This is a genomic window from Leptotrichia sp. oral taxon 221 (genome assembly GCF_018128245.1).
Taxonomy (GTDB): Bacteria; Fusobacteriota; Fusobacteriia; order Fusobacteriales; family Leptotrichiaceae; genus JABCPH02.
Genome location: NZ_CP072378.1, coordinates 803882 through 825073, shown reverse-complemented (window position 1 = coordinate 825073; position 21192 = coordinate 803882). Strand labels below are relative to the sequence as shown.

General features: G+C 29.0%; 22 protein-coding genes. All 22 read right to left on the bottom strand.

Annotated features, from left to right (window positions below):
• Nucleotides 1–325: 325 nt before the first annotated feature.
• Nucleotides 326–976, bottom strand: coding sequence for a hypothetical protein (locus tag J4863_RS03645; RefSeq protein ID WP_211619107.1), 651 nt, complete (start codon nucleotides 974–976; stop codon nucleotides 326–328).
• 150 nt (nucleotides 977–1126) lie between these two features.
• Entirely contained in the window at nucleotides 1127–1921 is a 795-nt protein-coding gene (locus J4863_RS03640; protein WP_211619106.1) for an OmpA family protein, read from the bottom strand.
• 105 nt (nucleotides 1922–2026) lie between these two features.
• Nucleotides 2027–2767 (bottom strand): basic amino acid ABC transporter substrate-binding protein, encoded by a 741-nt coding sequence (locus J4863_RS03635; RefSeq protein WP_211619105.1) that lies wholly within the window; start codon nucleotides 2765–2767, stop codon nucleotides 2027–2029.
• A gap of 81 nt (nucleotides 2768–2848) precedes the next feature.
• Complete coding sequence (locus tag J4863_RS03630) at nucleotides 2849–3595, bottom strand: basic amino acid ABC transporter substrate-binding protein (protein WP_211619104.1); 747 nt, start codon at nucleotides 3593–3595, stop codon at nucleotides 2849–2851.
• A 122-nt stretch (nucleotides 3596–3717) separates the two neighbouring features.
• The gene (locus J4863_RS03625) at nucleotides 3718–4446 is read right to left on the bottom strand and encodes an amino acid ABC transporter ATP-binding protein (RefSeq protein ID WP_211619103.1); all 729 of its coding nucleotides are present in this window, start codon (nucleotides 4444–4446) and stop codon (nucleotides 3718–3720) included.
• Nucleotides 4439–5176: an amino acid ABC transporter permease gene (locus J4863_RS03620; RefSeq protein ID WP_211619102.1), complete on the bottom strand. Its 738-nt coding sequence runs from the start codon at nucleotides 5174–5176 to the stop codon at nucleotides 4439–4441. The genes J4863_RS03625 and J4863_RS03620 overlap by 8 nt, the downstream gene beginning before the upstream one ends.
• A 512-nt stretch (nucleotides 5177–5688) precedes the next feature.
• Nucleotides 5689–6219: a hypothetical protein gene (locus J4863_RS03615; RefSeq protein WP_211619101.1), complete on the bottom strand. Its 531-nt coding sequence runs from the start codon at nucleotides 6217–6219 to the stop codon at nucleotides 5689–5691.
• Nucleotides 6220–6333: 114 nt separating this feature from the next.
• Nucleotides 6334–7257: a DUF1385 domain-containing protein gene (locus J4863_RS03610; RefSeq protein WP_211619100.1), complete on the bottom strand. Its 924-nt coding sequence runs from the start codon at nucleotides 7255–7257 to the stop codon at nucleotides 6334–6336.
• 147 nt (nucleotides 7258–7404) lie between these two features.
• A complete protein-coding gene (disA, locus tag J4863_RS03605) occupies nucleotides 7405–8472 on the bottom strand; it encodes a DNA integrity scanning diadenylate cyclase DisA (protein WP_211619099.1) in 1068 nt (355 codons plus the stop codon).
• A 3-nt stretch (nucleotides 8473–8475) separates the two neighbouring features.
• Nucleotides 8476–9834, bottom strand: a complete 1359-nt coding sequence (radA, locus tag J4863_RS03600) for a DNA repair protein RadA (RefSeq protein ID WP_211619098.1) — start codon at nucleotides 9832–9834, stop codon at nucleotides 8476–8478.
• Between the two features lie 38 nt (nucleotides 9835–9872).
• Nucleotides 9873–10379 (bottom strand): pantetheine-phosphate adenylyltransferase, encoded by a 507-nt coding sequence (coaD, locus tag J4863_RS03595; RefSeq protein ID WP_211619097.1) that lies wholly within the window; start codon nucleotides 10377–10379, stop codon nucleotides 9873–9875.
• A 19-nt stretch (nucleotides 10380–10398) separates the two neighbouring features.
• The gene (rnc, locus tag J4863_RS03590) at nucleotides 10399–11100 is read right to left on the bottom strand and encodes a ribonuclease III (protein WP_211619096.1); all 702 of its coding nucleotides are present in this window, start codon (nucleotides 11098–11100) and stop codon (nucleotides 10399–10401) included.
• Between the two features lie 272 nt (nucleotides 11101–11372).
• Complete coding sequence (gene fabF / locus J4863_RS03585; protein ID WP_211619095.1) at nucleotides 11373–12608, bottom strand: beta-ketoacyl-ACP synthase II; 1236 nt, start codon at nucleotides 12606–12608, stop codon at nucleotides 11373–11375.
• Between the two features lie 124 nt (nucleotides 12609–12732).
• Nucleotides 12733–12957 carry an acyl carrier protein gene (gene acpP, locus J4863_RS03580; RefSeq protein WP_211619094.1) on the bottom strand — a complete coding sequence of 75 codons (225 nt, stop codon included), beginning with the start codon at nucleotides 12955–12957 and terminating at the stop codon, nucleotides 12733–12735.
• Nucleotides 12958–13104: 147 nt separating this feature from the next.
• On the bottom strand, nucleotides 13105–14016 hold the full coding sequence (fabD, locus tag J4863_RS03575) for an ACP S-malonyltransferase (RefSeq protein ID WP_211619093.1): 912 nt from the start codon (nucleotides 14014–14016) through the stop codon (nucleotides 13105–13107).
• An 18-nt stretch (nucleotides 14017–14034) separates the two neighbouring features.
• Nucleotides 14035–14415 carry a hypothetical protein gene (locus tag J4863_RS03570; RefSeq protein WP_211619092.1) on the bottom strand — a complete coding sequence of 127 codons (381 nt, stop codon included), beginning with the start codon at nucleotides 14413–14415 and terminating at the stop codon, nucleotides 14035–14037.
• 39 nt (nucleotides 14416–14454) lie between these two features.
• Nucleotides 14455–15432 carry a beta-ketoacyl-ACP synthase III gene (locus tag J4863_RS03565; protein ID WP_211619091.1) on the bottom strand — a complete coding sequence of 326 codons (978 nt, stop codon included), beginning with the start codon at nucleotides 15430–15432 and terminating at the stop codon, nucleotides 14455–14457.
• Between the two features lie 219 nt (nucleotides 15433–15651).
• Entirely contained in the window at nucleotides 15652–16029 is a 378-nt protein-coding gene (locus J4863_RS03560) for a hypothetical protein (protein ID WP_249111569.1), read from the bottom strand.
• A gap of 34 nt (nucleotides 16030–16063) precedes the next feature.
• Complete coding sequence (locus tag J4863_RS03555) at nucleotides 16064–17350, bottom strand: OmpP1/FadL family transporter (protein WP_211619090.1); 1287 nt, start codon at nucleotides 17348–17350, stop codon at nucleotides 16064–16066.
• Between the two features lie 206 nt (nucleotides 17351–17556).
• The gene (locus tag J4863_RS03550) at nucleotides 17557–18261 is read right to left on the bottom strand and encodes a radical SAM protein (protein ID WP_211619089.1); all 705 of its coding nucleotides are present in this window, start codon (nucleotides 18259–18261) and stop codon (nucleotides 17557–17559) included.
• A gap of 73 nt (nucleotides 18262–18334) precedes the next feature.
• A complete protein-coding gene (locus J4863_RS03545; protein WP_211619088.1) occupies nucleotides 18335–19045 on the bottom strand; it encodes a queuosine precursor transporter in 711 nt (236 codons plus the stop codon).
• Nucleotides 19046–19462: 417 nt separating this feature from the next.
• Nucleotides 19463–21190 carry an SH3 domain-containing protein gene (locus J4863_RS03540; RefSeq protein WP_211619087.1) on the bottom strand — a complete coding sequence of 576 codons (1728 nt, stop codon included), beginning with the start codon at nucleotides 21188–21190 and terminating at the stop codon, nucleotides 19463–19465.
• Nucleotides 21191–21192 lie beyond the last annotated feature (2 nt).

Below are 21192 nucleotides of genomic sequence, written 5' to 3'. Positions count from 1 at the left end.
TTCTTTTATTCTAAGAAAATCTATTTTTAAATTTTCAAATATTATAATAGTTGTTATTTATATTTTTTCTCCTAATAATATATTTTAATTATTTTTAATATTACTCCTTTTTACAATATTTCCAATTTTTAACAATTACAAATCATAATTTTAATATATTTTTTGTTAATTCTTCATTTAAAAACAAACAAAAAAAGTCAAAAAATTCTAAAATGTTAAAAAACTATAAATTTATATCAATCATTCTATTATTAATACTATCTTTATTGTTTTATTCTAATCGAATTTTCTGACTCTATATACCTTTAATGGTTTTTACTGAAATTTATCTTTTTTCGATATTTGCTTCTTCAAATTTAATTCCGTATCTTCCATATTGTTCTTGGAATTTCTTATAGAATAAATCTCTTAATTCTTTTTGAACTTTATCTTTTGGTTCTAAATATCTTCTTTTTATTTCTGCTTCTTTTTCTGGTCTTGTATATTTCGCATAAGCCGTATATGGCAAGTCACTATACACTTTTTCTGATGGATCTATTTTTTTATCTTCTATTAATTTTTTCCAAACATATTTATTTTCTGTATTTGCTACATAATATTGAATTTCTTCAACTTCCATTTTAGACCCTTCTACTCTAGCTCCAGGCGTATCCAATCTACATAATCTGACCATTTCTCCAGTAATGCTGTCTTCCCTCAAAATAGAATGTCCTTTTTTACTTCTGCAATGTTTTGCAGGTGCGTCATCTAAATCAGAATACACAATTATCTCGTTACTATTATCTCGTTCATTCAAAAAATTACTTCTATATTGTTTACCTTTTGTACTCATTTTTGGAAACGCATCACTTTCCCTCGAATATGGCACCACATATCTTTTTCCTTCAATTTCACGAGACTCTCCTACAAATCCCGTCGAATATGAATTAACCACTCCTAAAAGCATTCCTGCTATAATCAATATCTTCTTTTTCATTCGTTCTCCTTTTTTATCTATCAATCAGTCAATTTAAAAACACTAACTAATTTCTCTAATTATCCAAACGATTTTATCATATTTATATACCCCTGTCAATTACATTTTTTTAATCTTTTCCATTTTTTACAAAAAAAATAGAGCCTTCTACTAAAGCTCTATTCCTTTTTTAACTAATCTAAATTCCACTCTTCTATTTTCAAATCTTCCTTCAGGAGTATCATTCGACATAAGTGGATTTTTTTCTCCTCTTCCTAAAGTATCTTGTATTCTATCAGGCGACATTCCCAATGCTACCAATTTTTCTCCAATATTCTCTGCTCTCTTTAACGACAATCTTTCATTGTAAGAAGGTCTCCCAAACGAATCTGCATACCCAACAATAGTCATCACAAGATCATTAGATTCCACATAATCTTTAATTTCTTGTAATATCTTTTCCGAGTCTTTCGGAACATGTGCACTATTCTTTTCAAAATTCATATCTTTTGCCTTAACCAACAACACTTCGACCTTCGATATTTCCAAATTATTAACAACGCTATTTACACCAGTTGCTAAATTATCTTGAGATACAGGCTGTGCAGGAGACACTTTATTTTCTGTAACTGTTTTATCACTAATTGAAGTTCCCGCCGTCGTTTGCACAATATTTTGTCTAGGCTGTTGATGCACTTTTTTTTCTTTTAATTGGGGTGTCGTTCCATCTTGAGACAACTCAACCATTATCAAATCTGGATCATTTGCAAAATCTTTTTTCTTCTTATTCGGATTAACATCATGAATAGCCGGAATATCATTTTTTGCAGTGTCCTTTAACACATCTACTGCATTTGATTTTATAATTTCTTTTCTCATATTGGCTGTTGTTACTTTGTCTGACATTGTAGGAATTGACATCGCTACCAACGAAGACACCGCAAGTACAGACGGTTTTTTCGCCATAAGAATCTTCCTCCTTTTCTTTTTTTATTTTATTATTTTTAAGTTTTCCATTTATTTTTCAAAATTTCCATTAATTTCTAATGTTAATTTTTTATAAATTAGAAACTATTTTTTCACTTTCAATCCATATTTATTAATTAATTCATCATATTTTCCATTTGATTTTAATGTTTTCAACTCTTCATTAATTTTTTGAATTAATTCTGTATGTTTACCTTTATCAAAAGCTATTGCCATTCCACTGTCTAATGGTTTTTCTCCAATTACTTCAAGATCAGTATATTTTTTCATATATTCAAGTGCAATTACATTTTCCAAAATTAAAACATCAACTTTTCCAGCTTCTAAATCCATTATAGATTTTACAGTATCTTCAATAGGAACTACTGTAGCACCTGGTATTTTTCTAGCTTCAATTTCTTGAATTGTTCCTAAAGATGCACCAACTTTTTTACCACTTAAATTATCAATTGATGTAACGTTATTGTTACCTTTTTTCTTTAAGTATACATCTGTTGATTTAAAATATTCATCTGAAAAATCTACAGATTTTTTTCTTTCTTCAGTCGCTGTCATTCCAGAAATAATCATATCAATTTTCCCTGCTTTTAATGTCGGTATCAATCCATCAAATGATTGATCTTCAATTTCAATTTTGTATCCTAAATCTTTCCCAATTTGATTAATCAAATCTACGTCAAACCCTACTATTTGTCCATTTTCTTTATATTCAAATGGTGCAAATACTGAATTTAACCCTACTCTTAATGTTTTGCTCTCTTCTTTTTTACCACAAGATAATACTGCTAACATAAGTATCATCACTACTGCTAAAATTTTTTTCATACCCTTTACTCTCCTCACAATTTTAATTTACACTACTATTATACCACATTTTTTATATTATTTTTAATTTTTCAAGATTAATTAATAATTTAATCCATATTTTTTAAGTAACTCATCATATTTCCCATTTTCTTTCAATTTTTTCAATTGTTCATTAAATTGTTTTACTAATTCTGGATTTTTACCTTTATCAAAAGCAAAAGCCATTCCAGCTGGTAAGTTTTCTTTGTAGAAAATTTCTATTCCTGGATTATTTTTAACATACTGTAACGCCACAATATCTTCCAATATTACAGCATCATTTTTCCCAGCATTTAAATCCATTATAATTGTAGCTGGTGTTTCATTTGGAACAACAATAGCACCTTTTATTTTTTTAGCTTCCATCTCTTGAATAGTTCCTAATTGAACTGCAACCTTTTTACCATTCAAACTTTCTTTAGAATTTATACTATTGTTCCCTTTTTTTCTCAAATAAACTTGTTTAGATTTAAAATATTCATCTGTAAAATCTACTGATTGTTTTCTTTCTTCAGTAGCACTCATTCCTGAAGCGATCACGTCTAATTTTCCAGCCTTCAAAGATGAAATTAATCCATCAAACGGCTGAACCTTAAATTCTACTTGATATCCTAATCCTTTCGCTATTTCAGAAATCAAGTCCATATCAAATCCTACTACTTTCCCATTTTCCATATATCCAAACGGTGGAAAAACTCCATCTGTTCCTACTACTAATTTTTTCTCTTTTGTTGCATTTCCTGCACTTTTATTTCCACAAGAAATCATTCCTAACATTAATAACAACGCTACAAAAATTTTTTTCATACCATTACCTACCTTCCTACTCTTACTTCTCTACATATTTTAATACCTAAAACTAAATTTTTCAAAATTTAAGCAGTTCCAACATTCCTAATAATCTAAAAATTCAGTTATCTAAAAAATTTTTAATGATTCAACACTTTATCTAAAAATTCTTTTGTTCTTTCTTCTTTCGGATTCTCAAAAATTTCTTTTGGACTTCCATCTTCTAAAATAGTCCCTTGATCCATAAAGAATACTCTATTAGCAACAGTTCTAGCAAATCCCATTTCATGCGTCACAACAATCATTGTCATTCCTTCCCTTGCCAAATCTTTCATTACTTCTAAAACTTCTCCAATCATTTCAGGATCCAATGCAGAAGTTGGCTCATCGAATAAAATAACTTTTGGATTCATTGCCAATGCCCTAGCAATCGCAACCCTTTGTTTTTGACCTCCAGACAATTTATTCGGATAAACATCTTTTTTATCTGCCAATCCAACTTTTTCTAGCAAACTAATCGCTATTTTTTCTGCCTCTTCTTGAGAAGTTTTCTTCAATTTTATCGGTCCAATTGTTATATTTTCCAATACAGTCTTATGCGGAAACAAATTGAAGTGCTGGAATACCATCCCAACTTTTTCTCTAATTTTATTTATATCTACTTTAGGAGACACTATATTTTCTCCCTCAATATCAATTTCACCATTTGTAGGCTCTTCAAGTCTATTTATACATCTTAAAAAAGTTGATTTTCCACTCCCAGAAGGTCCAATTATTGAAATAACTTCACCTTCTTTTATATCAGTCGAAATACCTTTTAATACTTTCAAATCTCCATATGTTTTCTCTAAATTTTTAATCTTAATCATTTTCTTTCAACTTCCCTTCTAATCTCTTACCAAGATATGAGAATATTTTTACACTGACATAGTACACTACACCAGTAAATATAATTGGTTTTGGATTATAGTAAGCTGCTTGTAAACTTTTACTATTAAATGTTATTTCAATTGCTCCAATGTAACCAATAATTGAAGTTTCTTTAAATAAAGTTATAAATTCATTCACCAACGCTGGTAAAATATTTTTTATAGCTTGTGGAATAACAATTTCGCTCATCGCCATTTTAAAAGGCATCCCAATTGCTCTTGCTGCTTCCATTTGTCCTTTATCTATACTTTCAATCCCTGATCTTACAATTTCTGCTGTATATGCTGCACTATTAAGCCCTAAAGCCAAACATGCCACAACAAAGCTATTTCCTGATTTTAATATTACTAACGAAAATATTAGTAATTGTAACATCATTGGAGTTCCCCTCATTATATCAATATATTCATCTATAAAAATTTCTTTAATTAAATCCAAATACTTATTACGAAGTTTTTGAAATCTAAAAAATGCTAATAATACTCCCACTATGATTCCTATTATCGCTCCAAAAAAAGTTGCTCCTATAGTTACACCGTAACTTTTTACATATTCTATCCATTCTACAGGTTTAACTTCATGAGGAAATGATAATAAAGTAGCCACAACGATTATTACTACTATAAGAATCGTTCTCATTACAGTTCTTAACTTTTTTAATTCTGTCATTTTAATCATGTAAATTTAAAAAATTCACATCCTCCTTCCCTAATTTCACTCTTCATTGACGGAGACCTTTTTATAAATAAAAATAATTTTTTTTAATTATAAATACTAAAATTTCTATAAATAAATATAGTTTAAATATCATACAATTTTTGAAATATTCTCTCTAATTTTTATAAAAATATTAAAATCTGTAAAATTAATGATTTGATATTTTATATCATAAAATAGTCTCTCAATTTTTTAGTCTATGTTATATTATACATAAATTTATATTTTTTTTCAATAAGTAATCTAAAAAAAGCTATCATTTTTTCAAATAATCTTAAATTTTTTACGATTAAAATTATAATTATTTTATTAATAACTAAAAAAGCACAATTATACTTTATCATTCAGTTATTTTTCCATTCATTAACTGTTTCTAATTTTATAAACAGTAACTCTTATCATTTTTATAAAAAACAACTAATATCAAAAGTACCCTTGTGCTAATTAATAAAATTAATCATAGATTATTTTTTTCTAGTTTTATAATATTCTTCTCTCACACTTTCAAGAGCTTTTTTCAATTTTTGTTCTTTAGATTTTTTAGAATCTTTAGAACTTTTTTTATCTTCTTTTTTATCAGTAGTAGTTACTTCATTAGTTTCTTCAGTTGCTACTTCTTGACTAGTCTCTTGTACTTGTGCTTTTTCCTCTGCCTTTTTTTGTTCTTTAGAAACTTTCTCATCTGCTAATTTTTGTTCTTTCGCATTTTTTTCTTCTAATTTTTTCTTTTCTTTGGCAGCTTTTTCTTCTGCCAATTTTTGTTCCTTATTTTTCTTTTCTTCCAATCTTTTTTTCTCTTTGGCAGCCTTTTCTTCTTCTAATTTCTTCTTTTGTTCCAATTTTTCTTTTGCTTTATTTTGATTAATAGTCTCTTGTTGAGCTTTGTAATAATCATCTCTCGCTTGTTTCAATAAATCTTGTTTATTATTTGCAAATATTGGCAATCCTAAAGCAAATACCATTCCTACAAACAATAATCTTTCTCTTTTCTTCATAATAAAACCTCCATTTTAATACTTTATTTATATTTATAAAATTGATAATCAATAATTTTAAATTCACAAATACTAATTATCAATAAAATTTTATAAATCTACCTTAATATCACTTTATTCAAACACTTCCGTAGCATTCGTAACTTCTTTCCCCAATGCAACATTCAAAGCAACGATTGCAACTTCCAATTGTTTTTCATCTGGCTCACTCGTAGTAACTTTTTGTAACCACATACCAGGTGTTGCAATAATTCTTGCGACAGAATTATTCAAATGATAACTTGTCCATCTTTGTAACTCATATGCTAATCCAGCAATTACAGGTACAAACGCTACTCTAGTAACCAATTTGTATAATAACAAAGCAACTCTTTGTAAAAATTCTTTCCCTTCTGGAACTGGAAATATCAAATCAACAATTATAAATACCAAAATACTAATCAACATTACGATTAACAAAAAGCTTGTCCCACATCTAGGATGTATTCTAGTACACTTCTTCGCATTTTTAGGTGATAATTCTTCACCCAACTCATAATTCATAATACTTTTATGTTCTGCTCCGTGATATTCAAACACTCTTTGAATGTCTTTCAAAAATGATATCCCAATAATATATCCTAAAAATAACACTAATTTTATCAACGCTTCCACCAAATTAGCCATAACTTTATTATTTTCAAATAATAAACCACCAATAAATGAAGGTAGCGCCATAAAAACTCCAATACCTAAAGCAATTGATACAAAAACTGTCCATCCAATTTCTTTATCACTCAATTTCTCTTCTTCAAATCCCGCTTGATTCGATGCAAAAATCAACTCTTTCGTACCTACAACCATCGCATCATAAAGAGCAATAACTCCACGAACGAACGGAACTTTCAACCATTTATTATTTTTTTCAGTTAATTTTTTTCTTTTGTACACAATACTTCCATCTTTTTTCCTAACTGCCGTTGCAATAGCCTTTGGACCTCTCATCATAACTCCTTCTATGACAGCTTGACCACCTACAACCACTTTTTCATTCTTCATATATTCCCACTTTCTATACTTAATTTTTATGATTTTTTCTCATTTGTATAAACACTTGTCTAAACAATTGTCATATTTTACTACTTAACTAATTAATTTTCAAGTTAATTACATTTGTTTTTGTCAAATAAATTAAGAATTAATAAATTAATCTCTTTCAAAAACAGATCTGTTTTTCAATCTTCTCAATGATTTTACTATATGATTTGATTTTTGTTTACTAATACCTTTTATTTGTGCAAAATCTTCTACATTTGCTAATAAAATCGATTGAACTCCTGAAAATTCCTTAACTAAAAGTTCTGTATCTTTTTTAGTAATTTTGTTAACATTACTTAATAAATTATATCCTCTTGATTCCATTATATCATCAAGTCCCAGCTTTTTTTGTTCGTATCCTAATATATTCACAATATTTTCATTTATCAATAACTCTTCTTTATTTAAAGTTTTTATTTCTTCAATTATTCTTTCAGCCCTTTTATTATGAATTTTATAATCTTTTATCAATGATATAAATTTCTCTTCTTTATTAAGCATTATTTCTTGATATTGTATTCTTATCAATCTTCCTTCAGTTCCTAACTCAGTCATATATCCCATTAACTCTTCAGACATTTCAAATAACAATCCGTACATTCTCACAATTTCAATAACATCATACAACGTAACCATATTATCAAATTCTAAAATAGACAACGCCACCAAACTATTTTCTATTGCTAAAGAATATTTTTCCAATGCCGTAATAGCTTGAGAGCTTTTTACCAACAAATCACTGATATCATGCAACGGATATCTTTCTTTTCCAATATACGCTGTTATTTTATTTCTTCTTTCTGAAACCGTAACTACTAAACAGCCCTTTTGTTGAGCTAATCTATGAGCAGCTTGATGTCTAGTTCCACTCTCATCAGTTTTTATTTTATAATCAGGCTGTATTTGAACATTTGCTCCATAAATAGTTTTTATATCTTTTGATACAATTATTCCTCCATCCATTTTAGCTAATTCATAAACACCTTGTGGCGTATATTCAGCATTCAACTCAAATCCTCCAGCTTTAACATCTTTTAATGTTTCCAAATTTCCCAACACAATCAATGCACCAAGATTTGCTTCTTGTATTCTATTTATAGCTTCCCTCAATGGAGTGCCAGGTGCTATTACTGAAAAAATATATTCTCGTATTTTTTTTCTTTCTTTATTTTTCATAAACTACTTCACCCTCTCAATCAGCTCACTAATATTACTAATATAATTTAACTTTATTTTTATATTTTCTTTATCCAAATCGTCTTTATGGCTTCTCGGCAAATAAACTCCTGTAAATCCTAGCTTTTCCAATTCATTTATCCTATTTTTAATAAATGATACTTTACGCACCTCTCCTCTTAAGCCCAACTCTCCAATTGCCGCTATTTTTTGACTAATTGGTTTTTGATTAACTGACGAAAGCAATGAAAATATTACTGCTAAATCTGAACTTCTATCTTTTAATTCAATTCCACCAGGAATGTTAATGTAAATATCTTTTGAATTTATATCTATTTTTAAAGATCTCGACAATACTGCACTCAATATCTCAACTCTATTTCTATCATATCCCTCTACAGTCCTTTTCGGTATTCCAAAATTAGGTGTACTCAATAAAGATTGTACTTCAAATAAAAATACCCTACTTCCTTCAAATATGGGAACTATAATACTTCCTATATTTTTTTCATCTCTATCACTAATAAAAAATTCAGAAGGATTTTTCACTTCACTTATTCCATTTTCCTTCATATCAAATATTGATATTTCATTCGTCGAACCATATCTATTTTTAATTGATCGAACAATCCTAAAATAATTATTTTCTTCTCCTTCAAGCTGTAAAACTGCATCAACCATATGCTCCAACAATTTAGGCCCAGCCAATTTACCATCTTTCGTAACATGACCCACAATATAAAATGCTATCTCATATCTTTTTGCAATTTCAATTATTTTTAATGTCGTTTCTCTAATTTGTGATACACTTCCTGGCAACGAATTACTATTCACTGATTGCAACGTTTGTATCGAATCTATTACAACGACTTTCGGTCTTTCTTTCAAAATAACCGATTCAATTTTTTCAATCGTTATCTCATTTAAGATATATAAATTCTCACTTCTTACATTTATTCTATCAGACCTTTGTTTTATCTGTCTGGGTGATTCTTCTCCAGATACATAAAACACAGTTCCAATTTTTGAATATTCCTGTGACAACTGTAATAAAAATGTCGATTTCCCTATTCCAGGACTTCCTGTTATAAGAACCACTTCCCCTTTTATCAATCCGCCACCCAACACTCTATCAAATTCACTATATTGAGTAACCATTCTAAATTCTTTTTCTATTTTTATCTCAGAAATTTTTGTAATTGACACCTCTTCTGATTCTATATTTTTAAAGTTTCTTTTTATTTCAACTTCCTCTTCAAAAGTCCCCCACGAATCACAATTTGGACATTTTCCCAGCCATTTTTGAGAGGTATAACCACATTCTGAACATATATATTTTGATTTTGTGTTTCTCTCTGCCAACTTTAACTCCTTTTATTTTTGCTTAACCTTTTTATGCTCTATCTATTATGTTTAATCTCTTTGACTTTCTTTCTTAACTCTTCTTCAACTAGTTTTGGAACAAAAATTCCCAATTCACCTTCATTCAGCGCTATTTCTTTCACTAAACTAGAACTTAAATACAAATATTCCCTAGAAGCCGTCAAAAAAACTGTTTCAAAATCATTTTTCGCCAACGCACTATTCGTCAAAGCAAATTGCAATTCATACTCGTAATCTGACAATGCACGCAATCCTCTTATTAAAATATCCACATTTTCTTTAAACATAAAATCCACTAACAATCCATTGAAAATTTTAATTTCTGCTTTTATATTTTCTTTTTCTAAAATTTTTTTTATCATTTCAGCTCTCTCTTCTTCAGTAAACCAAGACTTGCTCTTTGAAGAATTTTTGAAAATACCAATTATCAATTTGTCAAATAAATCAGCCGAACGTCTTATAATATCAATATGTCCTTTTGTTATCGGATCAAAACTTCCCGGATACAACGCTGTCTTTTTCATTTCTAATCTCTCTCCTCATTTAAAGCTCTTCTATCTTTTCTAACGCTTCTCTAGCGGCATTTTTTTCAGCTTCTTTTTTACTTTTCCCAATTCCTACACCGTATATTTTATTATCTAATTTCACAGCAATCTTAAATTCTTTGTTATGATCTGGGCCTTTTGTAGAAAGTAATTCATATTCTGGCATTTTTCTATATTTACTTTGAAAAACTTCCTGTAAAATAGTTTTATAATCTCCAGTCCCTTCAATTTCCTCCAAATTATTAATCTTCTCCAACAAAAATTTCAATGCAATATCTTTCGTAGTGTAATAATCAGAATCTTTAAATATTGCCCCCATTAAAGCCTCAAACGCATCCCCTAAAATAGACTTTCTTTCTCTACCACCAGATAATATTTCTCCATTACTCAAATACAAATAATCGCCTAATTTCAAATCATTTGCAATAGCTGAAAATACTGGCTCACTTATTATTTGGCTCTTTAATTTTGCCAATTCACCTTCATTTTTATCTTTTTCTAAATTATAAATATACTCTGTTGTAATTAAATTCAAAACAGCATCCCCTAAAAATTCCAATTTTTCATTATCGAACTTTTTAGTTTTATCATTTTCATTCGAAAACGATCTATGAGTCAACGCTTCTTTCAAATATCCCTCATTTTTAAAACGATAATTTATCTTTTCCATTAATTCTTCAGAGCTTTTATTTTTCAACATTGAATATTTAACTGCTATAAAAAAAGCAGTGCCCTCCTTTTTTCTCTATTTTAATTCATCTTATGTTAAATTTAATAGAACTGTCATACTCCATTCTATCAATTATTCAATTTATTTAATTCACAAAAAAGAGAAATCACAAAACTTATAAAATCAACTTTTTATAATCAGGAACATCAATTTATCAATCATTAATTTTTAAAAGTCTTCTAATATTCCATACTAATAAAATCAAATTTTTAAAATTATGTAATCTCTCTTTTGTTTATTTATTATCCTTTATATTTTCTAAATGCTAAAACTGCATTGTGTCCACCAAATCCTAATGAACTAGACATTCCTACTTCTATTTCTTGTTTTCTAGCTTCATTTGGAACATAATCCAAGTCACATAATGGATCAGGATTTTCATAATTTATAGTTGGAGGTAAAACTCCTTCATCAATAGCTAATGCTAAAAATGCTGCTTCAATTCCTCCTGCTCCTCCTAATAAATGTCCTGTTGCTCCTTTTGTCGAACTTACTGCTAATTTATAGGCATGTTCACCAAATGCAGATTTTATTGCTTGTGTTTCATTTTTATCATTTGCAGGTGTAGATGTTCCGTGTGCATTTATATATCCAACTTCTTCAGGTTTAATGTTTCCTTGTTCTAATGCCATTCTAAATGCTCTTGCAGCACCTTCTCCACCATCAGATGGAGCTGTCATATGGTAAGCATCTCCTGTTTCTCCATATCCTACAACTTCTGCATAAATTTTTGCTCCACGTTTTTTAGCATGTTCCAATTCTTCTAATATCAATACTCCTGAACCTTCTCCTAGCACAAAACCATCTCTATCAGCAGTAAACGGTCTTGAAGCCTTTTTAGGATCTGGATTTGTTGACAATGCTTTTAAATTAGCAAATCCTGCAATTCCTGATGGAGTTACTGTAGCCTCAGTTCCTCCTGCTATCATCGCATCAGCTTTTCCTAACAAAATTGTTTGAAATGCATCTCCAATTGAATTCGTTCCAGAAGCACAAGCTGTAACAACTGTTTTATTTGGTCCTTTTGCTCCTGTATAAATTGAAGTATTTCCTGAAGCCATATTCAAAATAGCTGCTGGAATATAAAATGGTGATACTCTTTTTGGTCCTCTTGTTACAAGTTTTTCCACTTCTTGCTCAATTACATCCAATCCACCGATTCCAGAACCAATGATTACTCCTATTCTATCTGCATTTTCATCATTAATTTCCAATTTAGCATCTTCTAATGCTTCTTTTGCTGCTGCAATCGCAAATTGTGAAAATCTTGCTATTTTTTTCATTTCTTTTTTTTCAATATAATTTTCAGGTACAAAATCTTTTACTTCTGCTGCAATATGCACTGGATGTTGCGAACTATCAAATTGAGTAATTGTATCAATTCCGCATTCTCCATTTAATAAATTTGTCCACGCTTTTTCTTTTCCTGTCCCTAACGGAGTTACTAATCCTATTCCCGTTATAACTACTCTTCTCATTTACACACCTCTCATTTTTTTATTTAAAATTATTTTTATATTATTATATCATCTTTTATATTATACTAGTTTTTTTTAATTTTTTCAATAAAAAAAGGGGACAATTCCCCTTTTTTTCAGATATTTATTGTTTAGCGTTGATGTAGTCAATTACATCTTTAACTGTTTTAATTTTTTGTGCATCTTCATCAGGGATTTCTACATCAAATTCTTCTTCGAAAGCCATAATTAATTCTACTGTATCTAAAGAATCTGCTCCTAAATCATCTACGAATGAAGCGTCTTCAGTAACTTGACTTTCATCTACTCCTAATTGGTCCGCAACTATTGATTTAATTTTATCTAGCATTATAATGCCACCTCCATTTTTCATATTCCAAATTATTATACCAAAACTTCTAAAAAATTGCAACTGTTTTTAAATAACCACTGTTATTTTTTAAAATAAATTTTTATTTTAATTATCAAAATTATTATGTGAACTGCTTCCACTTACTTAAATATTTTCTAAACTTTCAACATTCTCAATATTGATTACTTCTATACTTTTATCAATTTTCTTTATCAATCCAGCTAGCACCTTTCCTGGACCAACTTCATAAATTTTTGTTACTCCATTTTCAGCCAACTTATTAATTGTGTCAACCCATTTTACAGGACCGAATGTTTGATGATATAACTCATCTTTTACTTCATCAGCTTTTACTAATAAATTAGTTGTAGTATTTGCTACGATTGGAGTTTTCACATCATTCCAATTATAATTATCGAATTCTTTTTTCAAAACTTCAGCAACAGGTTTCATCAATGATGAATGGAAAGGCCCTGAAACAGCTAAAGGTAACGCTCTTCTTGCTCCTTTTTCTTTAAATGTTTCTAAATTTGCTTCTAAAACACTTCTTTCTCCTGCAACTACAGTTTGTTTAGGTTCATTGTAATTAACTGCTTCTATTACACCATCAATATTTGAGCAAATTTCTTCCACTTCAGTAGCCGATAATCCTAAAATTGCTGCCATCGAACCGTCTACTTTAGCATTACTCATAATATCTCCTCTTTTTGCAATAAGTTTCATAGTTTCAATTTCACTTAAAACTCCTGCTGCATATAACGAACTATATTCACCTAAACTGTGTCCCGCTACAAATTCTGGCTCAATCCCCTTTTCTTTTAACAATTTTGTTAAAATTACTGAATACAAAGCAATTGCAGGTTGAGCAAACTTAGTATTTTTTAATTCTTCGTCAGTTCCTTCAAACAAAACTCTTTTTACTTCTTCATTTTCTAAATTAGAAAATATTTCGTCTATTGATTTTTTTGTTTCTTCATTTACTTCTTCGTATAATTTTTTTCCCATTCCAGCAAATTGTGTTCCTTGTCCAGGAAATACAAAAGCAATTTTTGACATTTAAATTCCTCCAACTAATTATTTTTTATCTTGATCTACAATTTCAGCATCTTTAATTTCATTTACTTTTGATGATTTAGAGCTATACACTGTTTTTTCTGTTATTTTCTTTTTTTCAATAATTCCTAATGCTAATATAACTCCTCCAAATACTAAAATTCCAATTGGTAATATGAAGTTAAATTGTTCTTTAAAGAAATCATCTAAATATAAATAAACACCTATTCCTATCAATGCCCATCCAAATTTTTTCTTTTTAATTGAAAAGAAAATTCCAATCAAAATAAACAATACTTGATAATTTAAAATATATCTTGCTGCTTCAGGAATATATTGTTGTAGCAAATAAAATAGACCAACCAAGATAACAATTAATCCCCACCATATTTTCTTATTCACAGTACATCATCCTCTCTATAATTTTTTTTATTTTATTTTTTATTTTGACCATTCAAATAAAATCGAACCGTATGTTAAACCTCCACCAAATCCAGTAGCTACGATTTTATCACCTTTTTTGAATCTTCCTTCTTTACTAGCTTCATCCAATGCTATTGGTATTGACGCTCCCGAAGTATTTCCATATTTATGTAAATTAACAAAAAACTTATCCAATGGTTGTTTAAATCTTTTTGCAATAGACTCAATAATTCTAACATTTGCTTGATGTGGTATAAAAATATCAATATCATCAGCTATTAAATTTTGTTGTGTTAAAACATTTTCTACTGATTCAGGGAATGCTTTCACAGCAAATTTAAATATTTCTCTACCATTCATTTTTAAATAAACTTCTCTATTTTCAATAGTTTCTGCTGTTGCAGCTTTTCTAGAACCACCTGCTGGTACAATTAATTCACAAGCTCCTGAACCATCTGCCGCCAAATGACTTGCCAAGAATCCTCCTGTTTCAACTTCTCCTAGTACCACAGCACCAGCTCCATCTCCAAACAAAATACAAGTCCCTCTATCTTCCCAGTCTATCACTCTCGACATTGTTTCTGCACCAATTACAAGAACTTTTTTGTAAATTCCAGCTTTTATAAAACTATATCCTGTTGTAAAACCATAAATAAATCCTGTACATGCTGCACTCACATCAAATGCCGCTGCTTTAATCCCCAATTTATCTTGAACCAATGCTGCTGTCGAAGGCGTTAAATGATCCTGTGTCATTGTCGCAACAATTATTAATTCAATCTCATTTTTATCAATTCCTGCATCAATTATCGCCTTTTCTGCGGCTTTAAATGCTAAATCAGAAGTTGCTTCATCGTCTGCTGCTATCCTTCTTTCACGTATTCCTGTTCTAGTTGTTATCCATTCATCATTTGTATCAACGATTTTCGCTAAATCATCATTTGTCAATATTCTTTCAGGAACGTAAGAACCTGTTCCCATTATTCCAACTCTCATTTGTTCACCTCTTTTTTATTCTATCAATTCTTAGTTTTCAATTATCTAAACTTGTCCTATTTTAGTTTATCACAAAATTTAAAAAAATACAATTGATATTGATTATTTATTATAGTCTTTTATCTTATAATAAATATAGATATCTAAAAAAAATTTCGTATACCAACAAATTTTACTAAATATAAATTTTTACAACTTGTCAAATATACGAATTTTTCTTTAATTTAAAGGAATTCCAATTCCATTTTCAAAAACATTTATTTCGTTCTCTAATTCTTTCAAATCTTGATGAATAAAGTGCTCGTTATCCAATCCTAACCTAAACATTCTAAATAATACTTCATTTTTATAATTCATTTCAAACATATATTCTTCAATAATTAATTTCAATTTATTTTCATCTTTCTCAAAATCTATTACTAAAGTTACTGTTGCATCGCTCATTTCCTCAATATTTAATTTTCTTTTGTTTACCAAGTAATCTACGATACTTCTTTTTATAATAATTTCTAAATTTTCTTCCACTTCTTCTCTAGTTTTATCTAAATTTTCTTTAAGATAGACAACTACTTTATCTAAAAATATCAGTTTTCTCATCTCCTATTTATTTCTATGTTAAACAAATTTATGATTAAAATTTATAAGTATAACCTAAAGAAAATACTCCAACTTCTTTATCATATTTAACTTTCGATTTATCCAATTTTATTCCATGAGTTATTTCTGGCTCTCCATTTTCTGAATTATATTTAACATATCCAACACCAAATTTCCATTCATGATTTTCTGTCGGCTTAAATGTCAATCCTGTCGTATAAATTTGTGCATTTATAGCATATTCAGTATCGTTGTACGATTGTTTTGGAGCACCTGTGTGAGCATAATTATAACCTGCGTGCCAAGTCCATTTTGGCGAAAATCTGTAGTCAACTCCAAAGTTCACTTCATGTCCGTCTCTATAGTCTATTCCATCCATATTTGCTGCTTTATTGAAGTAATGAATATATCCTCCTGAAACAGTCCAGTCATTAATATCTTTAGAAACTCCTAACGACAATACTCCTGGTAAATCTCTTCTTGAATTTACACCATTTGCATATTTAGGATAAAAATCTGATAATCCAATTTTTCTCCCAGCTAAAGTCATATCTGTACTTTCTGTAGCTTTTGTCTTGAATTTCAATTTTACAGGCGTTTCATATTTTACAGCAAAATTCAATGTATCAGTCGCTTTATAATCTAAACCTAATACCGCTCCAACACCATCTGCTCTTCTTCTAGAATCTAAATACAATTCATTTCCTTTCAAACTAACTCTTGCACCAACAAATGGATTATATCCGAAAGAAGCGTATCCATTTAATTTTCTCATGGCGTGAACATATTTTAGTCCTCCACCGATTGATAATTTATCAGTCAATTGATGCGCTCCTCCAAGCATTAATTGATAATATCTATTTTGTCCACTAAATTGATTTCTAGTAACTTTTGCTCCTAATAATCCACGAGTCATATTATCAAATGTTTCTGCTGCCAAATTTATTCCAGCCACTCCTTCATCATATTTCAAAGTAGCTCCTCCCGCAACAACACTTGCATTAGCAAAAATAGAATTACTTCCCTTCTTTTGAACATAGTTAAACGACGGTGCTCCAGCATATCTATTTGAAGCCATCTTTTTCCCATTCAATGTCATTGATTCTTGAATCATAGAATTTTGCATATTTACATTAAAATATTTTCCATCTTCCAAAAATGCCGTTCCTGCTGGATTGTAAAATACTCCTTCTACAGTTATTTTTCCAGTTTGCGATGGATTTTGAAAATATGAAGCCGAATTATTTGATAAATAGTCCATACTTACTGCATTCAATGCCAAAGTACTTAAAAAAGCTGCTAATATTATTTTTAATCTCATTTTTCTCCTTAATTTCCTATAATTTTTCATTTTTAATATAAGTTTTTATTTTTAATATTTTACAATTATTTATTCTAAAATCATCAAATTTATTATAAAATAATAAATAAAATCAATGTTAAAATTGCAACTTATACTATCATTTGTTTAATATAACACATGTTATACTAATTGTCAACCAAAAATTATTTGATAATCAAAGAATTTTATTGAACATATACTCCAAAATCTTTATTGTCAACTAAAATCTCAATATTCGGAACATCTTTATATTTTGGATAAATTTCCGTCAAAAACCAAGCTACAAGCTCTTCATCTCTTTCAATTTCTGTACCATTATTTACAAATACACTTACAACTAGCTCCTTGAAATTTTCCATTCCCTGCTCAATATCGCTTAAAATCTGTTCTTTCGTCTGTCCTTTTGTACAAATCATTAATAAGCACATTTGATATTCGCTTTTTAATTTTTCCAAAACTCTTTCATTTAAAATAAAATTTTTCTTCAAAATCTTAGTCCTATAATTATTGTCAAAAGTTTCCAATCCGAATGCAAATCTTACTTCTTGTTCAGAAAAATATTCTCTAATTTCATTCAATCTATTTAAGTACCCAAAATATGCTTCAAAATAAAGTATTTTTATATTTTTCTCTTTACAAACTTCTCTTATTTTCTCCAATGTCGCACCATTTAGCTCAAACACCGACCCAGAGTTTATAACTTCAAGAACTCCATATTCCCCAGTAACTCTGCTCAAAGCCTCAAAATTTACTTTTTTCATCTCTTCTTCGTCATTCGTATTATCCAAAATGTAATTACAAAAAGCGCACTTCCCATAAGCACAGCTAAACCCTTTTAATAATACGATTTCACGAGGATTTTTCTCTTTTATTACACTATATCTTTCCATGTTATAATTTATACCTTTTTTATTTTTTCATCTTATTTATTTAATTTTAAAATAATTTATAACAAATCTAATATTAATCACTTATTTTACCTTGTTTTTTCCATAAAGTCGCAATATACACAAAAGGTGTGTCAAGCAGTGAAATTACGATTTTTAATAAATATGTTGAAAATATGATTCCGATTACTGTTTTAAATGGATAAACTCCTGTAAATGCCAAAAATGAAAATACAATATTATCTAAAATTTGACTTATCATTGTACTTGCGTTGTTTCTAATCCAAATATCTCTATAAGATGGTCTAAATTTTCTAATAAATTGATAAGACCAAATATCAAATGACTGAGAAACTGCAAATCCGCACACACTTGAAATCGCAAGTCTTGGCATGAATCCAAATACTGCTGATAAAGCACCTTGCATTGTATCATCAGGCGAAACTTTTACTTTTAGCACAATTTGCATTATAAATGTCGTAAATAACATCGCAGCAAAACCTAGCGAAACTACTTTTCTTGAATAATGCTTCCCTTCATTTTCTGTCAAAATATCAGATGCCAAATAAATTCCTCCGTATGCAATATTTCCCATTGTAATTCCATCAAAACCGAATAAAGTCATCATTTTCCCAACTTGAATGTTAGCTAGAACGATTGACAACGGTACAACCGATAGTAGTCCTCCTTTTCCCCAAAATCTATAGGCAAGTACTACTGCCGAAAAATTTAAAATTAAATACGAAAGCCATAACAGCTCATTTACTCCAAATTGAAAATTATTCAAATTTCCACTTCCTTTCTTTTCTTGTTTATGTTACTAAAATTCAATTTTCTGATTTTAAAAATTTTCAATGTTTATAGAAATCATTTTTTACTTTATTTTCTATTTATACTCGAACCTATTTAAAATCAAACTACCAAAATTGTATAAAGTTAGATTTTAATTAAGTAGCTATAACTTTTAAGTTTAGTTTTAAAGCAATTTAACTGTATTATTTATATTAAATAATATTACATAAAAAAATATATTATCCCAAAAAAACTTTTAGAATAATATATCTCATAAAAGGTTTTTTTTATCGATGGATTTTCCCAAACATCAAAAATTTTTACTTATCATTATTTTAGTTATTTCTATTGGCTCTTATTATACAATTTTTTTTTTAAAATTTCAAGTACATAAAAATCAACTTTTAAAAAATTATTTAACTATTACAGCTGTTGGAACTGAAGGTACTCTATAACCATTTTCATTTCCTGGTGTTGAATTTCCTAACCAGTCGTATATAAATTTAATTTGGTCGTCATAATGTCTTACACATTTATGTGATTCAGGGTAAGTTCCTATTTTTTTAGCTGTTGCAGCTTTTCTTGCGTTTCTTGTTGCTTTTGGTTCAAATAATGATGGAATACTATGCATATATCCTCCACCACTGATTCTTACAGCATTTTTAGCATCTCCCACAATTGTTTTGTTATCAGAACCTGTGTATTGCATAACTGGTTTAGAATATGCCACCAAGAATACTCCATATGGTGTTGCATAAGAACCTCCGCCATCTTTACCTGTTGTCACAAATGAAGATGTTACAACGTTCCATCCGTTTCCACTTTTTTCTACAACCATTTCATCTTGGCTTGATCTATCAATATAAATAAATCTTGTAATTTCGCCTGTTATCCCTGTATCTTTTAATAATTTTCTAGTTGCCTTTTTCAAATAATATTCTTTACCATCATAAGCATCTATTTTAACTTTAACGTATTTATCAGTTTCTTCAACAATTGACATAATACTTCTATCAGGAATATTTATAAAATCTTTAAAATCTGCTGATAAATATCCTCTTTCACTTTGATTTTCTCTATTTCCGTATTTATCTTTTGAAGAACCGCTTCCTCCTCCAAGTGGAGTATAATCATCTAACACATATATTTTCTGATTTTTCTCCAACGCATCTTTTACGAATTTATTAGTTTTTTCAATTTTATGCATCATATTTGACCAATCAAATTCTCTTTTTATAGTCGCTGAATCAGAAATATATCCTAATTTCCCATCAAAGTAAACTTCATACCATTCTCCCGAACCATCTTTTCCTTTTACTTTTCCGACAGTTTTATATTTGTGGCTATAACTAGCAGTTTTCAATACCGCAGCATTATTGCTTGGTTCTTTTCTAATATTCGCTGTTGATGATTTTATAAATACAAATTCGTCCATATCTTTAGGCGAATTTTTATCATATTTATAATTGAATGATAAATTTTTTGGTCTTTCTTTCAAAAAATATTTGATATAAGGATAAGGCCCTTTTATTGAATTATTTACAGATTTAACCACTTCTGTTGTCGAATCTTTTTCATCTTTTATAACTTTATCTTGCGCTGTATTTCCATTTTTCAAATCATCTGGAACTTGATTTTTTTCTACTTGGCTTCCAGGATTTTTTTTCACTTCTGGTTCAGTTGGTTTTGTTTCAGTTGGTTTTGTTGCTGGAATCAATGGTTTTTTGTCGTCTTTTTTCACTTCATTTTTAGGCGCTTCTTTTTTCGTATAAACAGCTTTTATTTCATTTGTAATATTATCAAATTCTTCTCCTAATTTTTCTTTTGGAACTGTTTTTTCTACTCTTTTCCCTTTTTCAAATGAACTTGCTTTTTTTATATACGGTGTAAATCTCATTTGAACTTTATCACCATTTTCCAAATATTCAATTTCTACTTTATCTTTGTTCCCATCTCCATTTAAATCTGGCGTAATCTCTAATTTCTTCCATTCTACTTTCGTTGTTTCTGCTTTTTTTGTTTCTACTTTTTTAGTATTAATAGTTTTAGTATTCTCAGTCTTAGTAGCCGCTGCACTTGCTGAAAATACCGTTACCAACATCAAAGCAGCTAAGAAAAATTTTATTTTACCAAACTTCATAA

What these genes read in the sequence shown, in the direction of transcription:
- J4863_RS03645 (WP_211619107.1), bottom strand. Translation starts at nt 976, where the DNA reads ATGAAAAAGAAGATATTGATTATAGCAGGAATGCTTTTAGGAGTGGTT.
- J4863_RS03640 (WP_211619106.1), bottom strand. Translation starts at nt 1,921, where the DNA reads ATGGCGAAAAAACCGTCTGTACTTGCGGTGTCTTCGTTGGTAGCGATG.
- J4863_RS03635 (WP_211619105.1), bottom strand. Translation starts at nt 2,767, where the DNA reads ATGAAAAAAATTTTAGCAGTAGTGATGATACTTATGTTAGCAGTATTA.
- J4863_RS03630 (WP_211619104.1), bottom strand. Translation starts at nt 3,595, where the DNA reads ATGAAAAAAATTTTTGTAGCGTTGTTATTAATGTTAGGAATGATTTCT.
- J4863_RS03625 (WP_211619103.1), bottom strand. Translation starts at nt 4,446, where the DNA reads ATGATTAAGATTAAAAATTTAGAGAAAACATATGGAGATTTGAAAGTA.
- J4863_RS03620 (WP_211619102.1), bottom strand. Translation starts at nt 5,176, where the DNA reads ATGACAGAATTAAAAAAGTTAAGAACTGTAATGAGAACGATTCTTATA.
- J4863_RS03615 (WP_211619101.1), bottom strand. Translation starts at nt 6,219, where the DNA reads ATGAAGAAAAGAGAAAGATTATTGTTTGTAGGAATGGTATTTGCTTTA.
- J4863_RS03610 (WP_211619100.1), bottom strand. Translation starts at nt 7,257, where the DNA reads ATGAAGAATGAAAAAGTGGTTGTAGGTGGTCAAGCTGTCATAGAAGGA.
- disA (WP_211619099.1), bottom strand. Translation starts at nt 8,472, where the DNA reads ATGAAAAATAAAGAAAGAAAAAAAATACGAGAATATATTTTTTCAGTA.
- coaD (WP_211619097.1), bottom strand. Translation starts at nt 10,379, where the DNA reads ATGAAAAAGACAGCGTTGTATCCGGGAAGTTTTGATCCGATAACAAAA.
- rnc (WP_211619096.1), bottom strand. Translation starts at nt 11,100, where the DNA reads ATGTTGAAAAATAAAAGCTCTGAAGAATTAATGGAAAAGATAAATTAT.
- fabF (WP_211619095.1), bottom strand. Translation starts at nt 12,608, where the DNA reads ATGAGAAGAGTAGTTATAACGGGAATAGGATTAGTAACTCCGTTAGGG.
- acpP (WP_211619094.1), bottom strand. Translation starts at nt 12,957, where the DNA reads ATGCTAGATAAAATTAAATCAATAGTTGCGGACCAATTAGGAGTAGAT.
- fabD (WP_211619093.1), bottom strand. Translation starts at nt 14,016, where the DNA reads ATGTCAAAAATTGCTTTTGTATTTCCTGGACAAGGAACACAATTTGCT.
- J4863_RS03565 (WP_211619091.1), bottom strand. Translation starts at nt 15,432, where the DNA reads ATGAGAGTTGGAATAATGGGAACAGGTTCTTACGTTCCTGAAAGAATA.
- J4863_RS03560 (WP_249111569.1), bottom strand. Translation starts at nt 16,029, where the DNA reads ATGAGAAAACTGATATTTTTAGATAAAGTAGTTGTCTATCTTAAAGAA.
- J4863_RS03555 (WP_211619090.1), bottom strand. Translation starts at nt 17,350, where the DNA reads ATGAGATTAAAAATAATATTAGCAGCTTTTTTAAGTACTTTGGCATTG.
- J4863_RS03550 (WP_211619089.1), bottom strand. Translation starts at nt 18,261, where the DNA reads ATGGAAAGATATAGTGTAATAAAAGAGAAAAATCCTCGTGAAATCGTA.
- J4863_RS03540 (WP_211619087.1), bottom strand. Translation starts at nt 21,190, where the DNA reads ATGAAGTTTGGTAAAATAAAATTTTTCTTAGCTGCTTTGATGTTGGTA.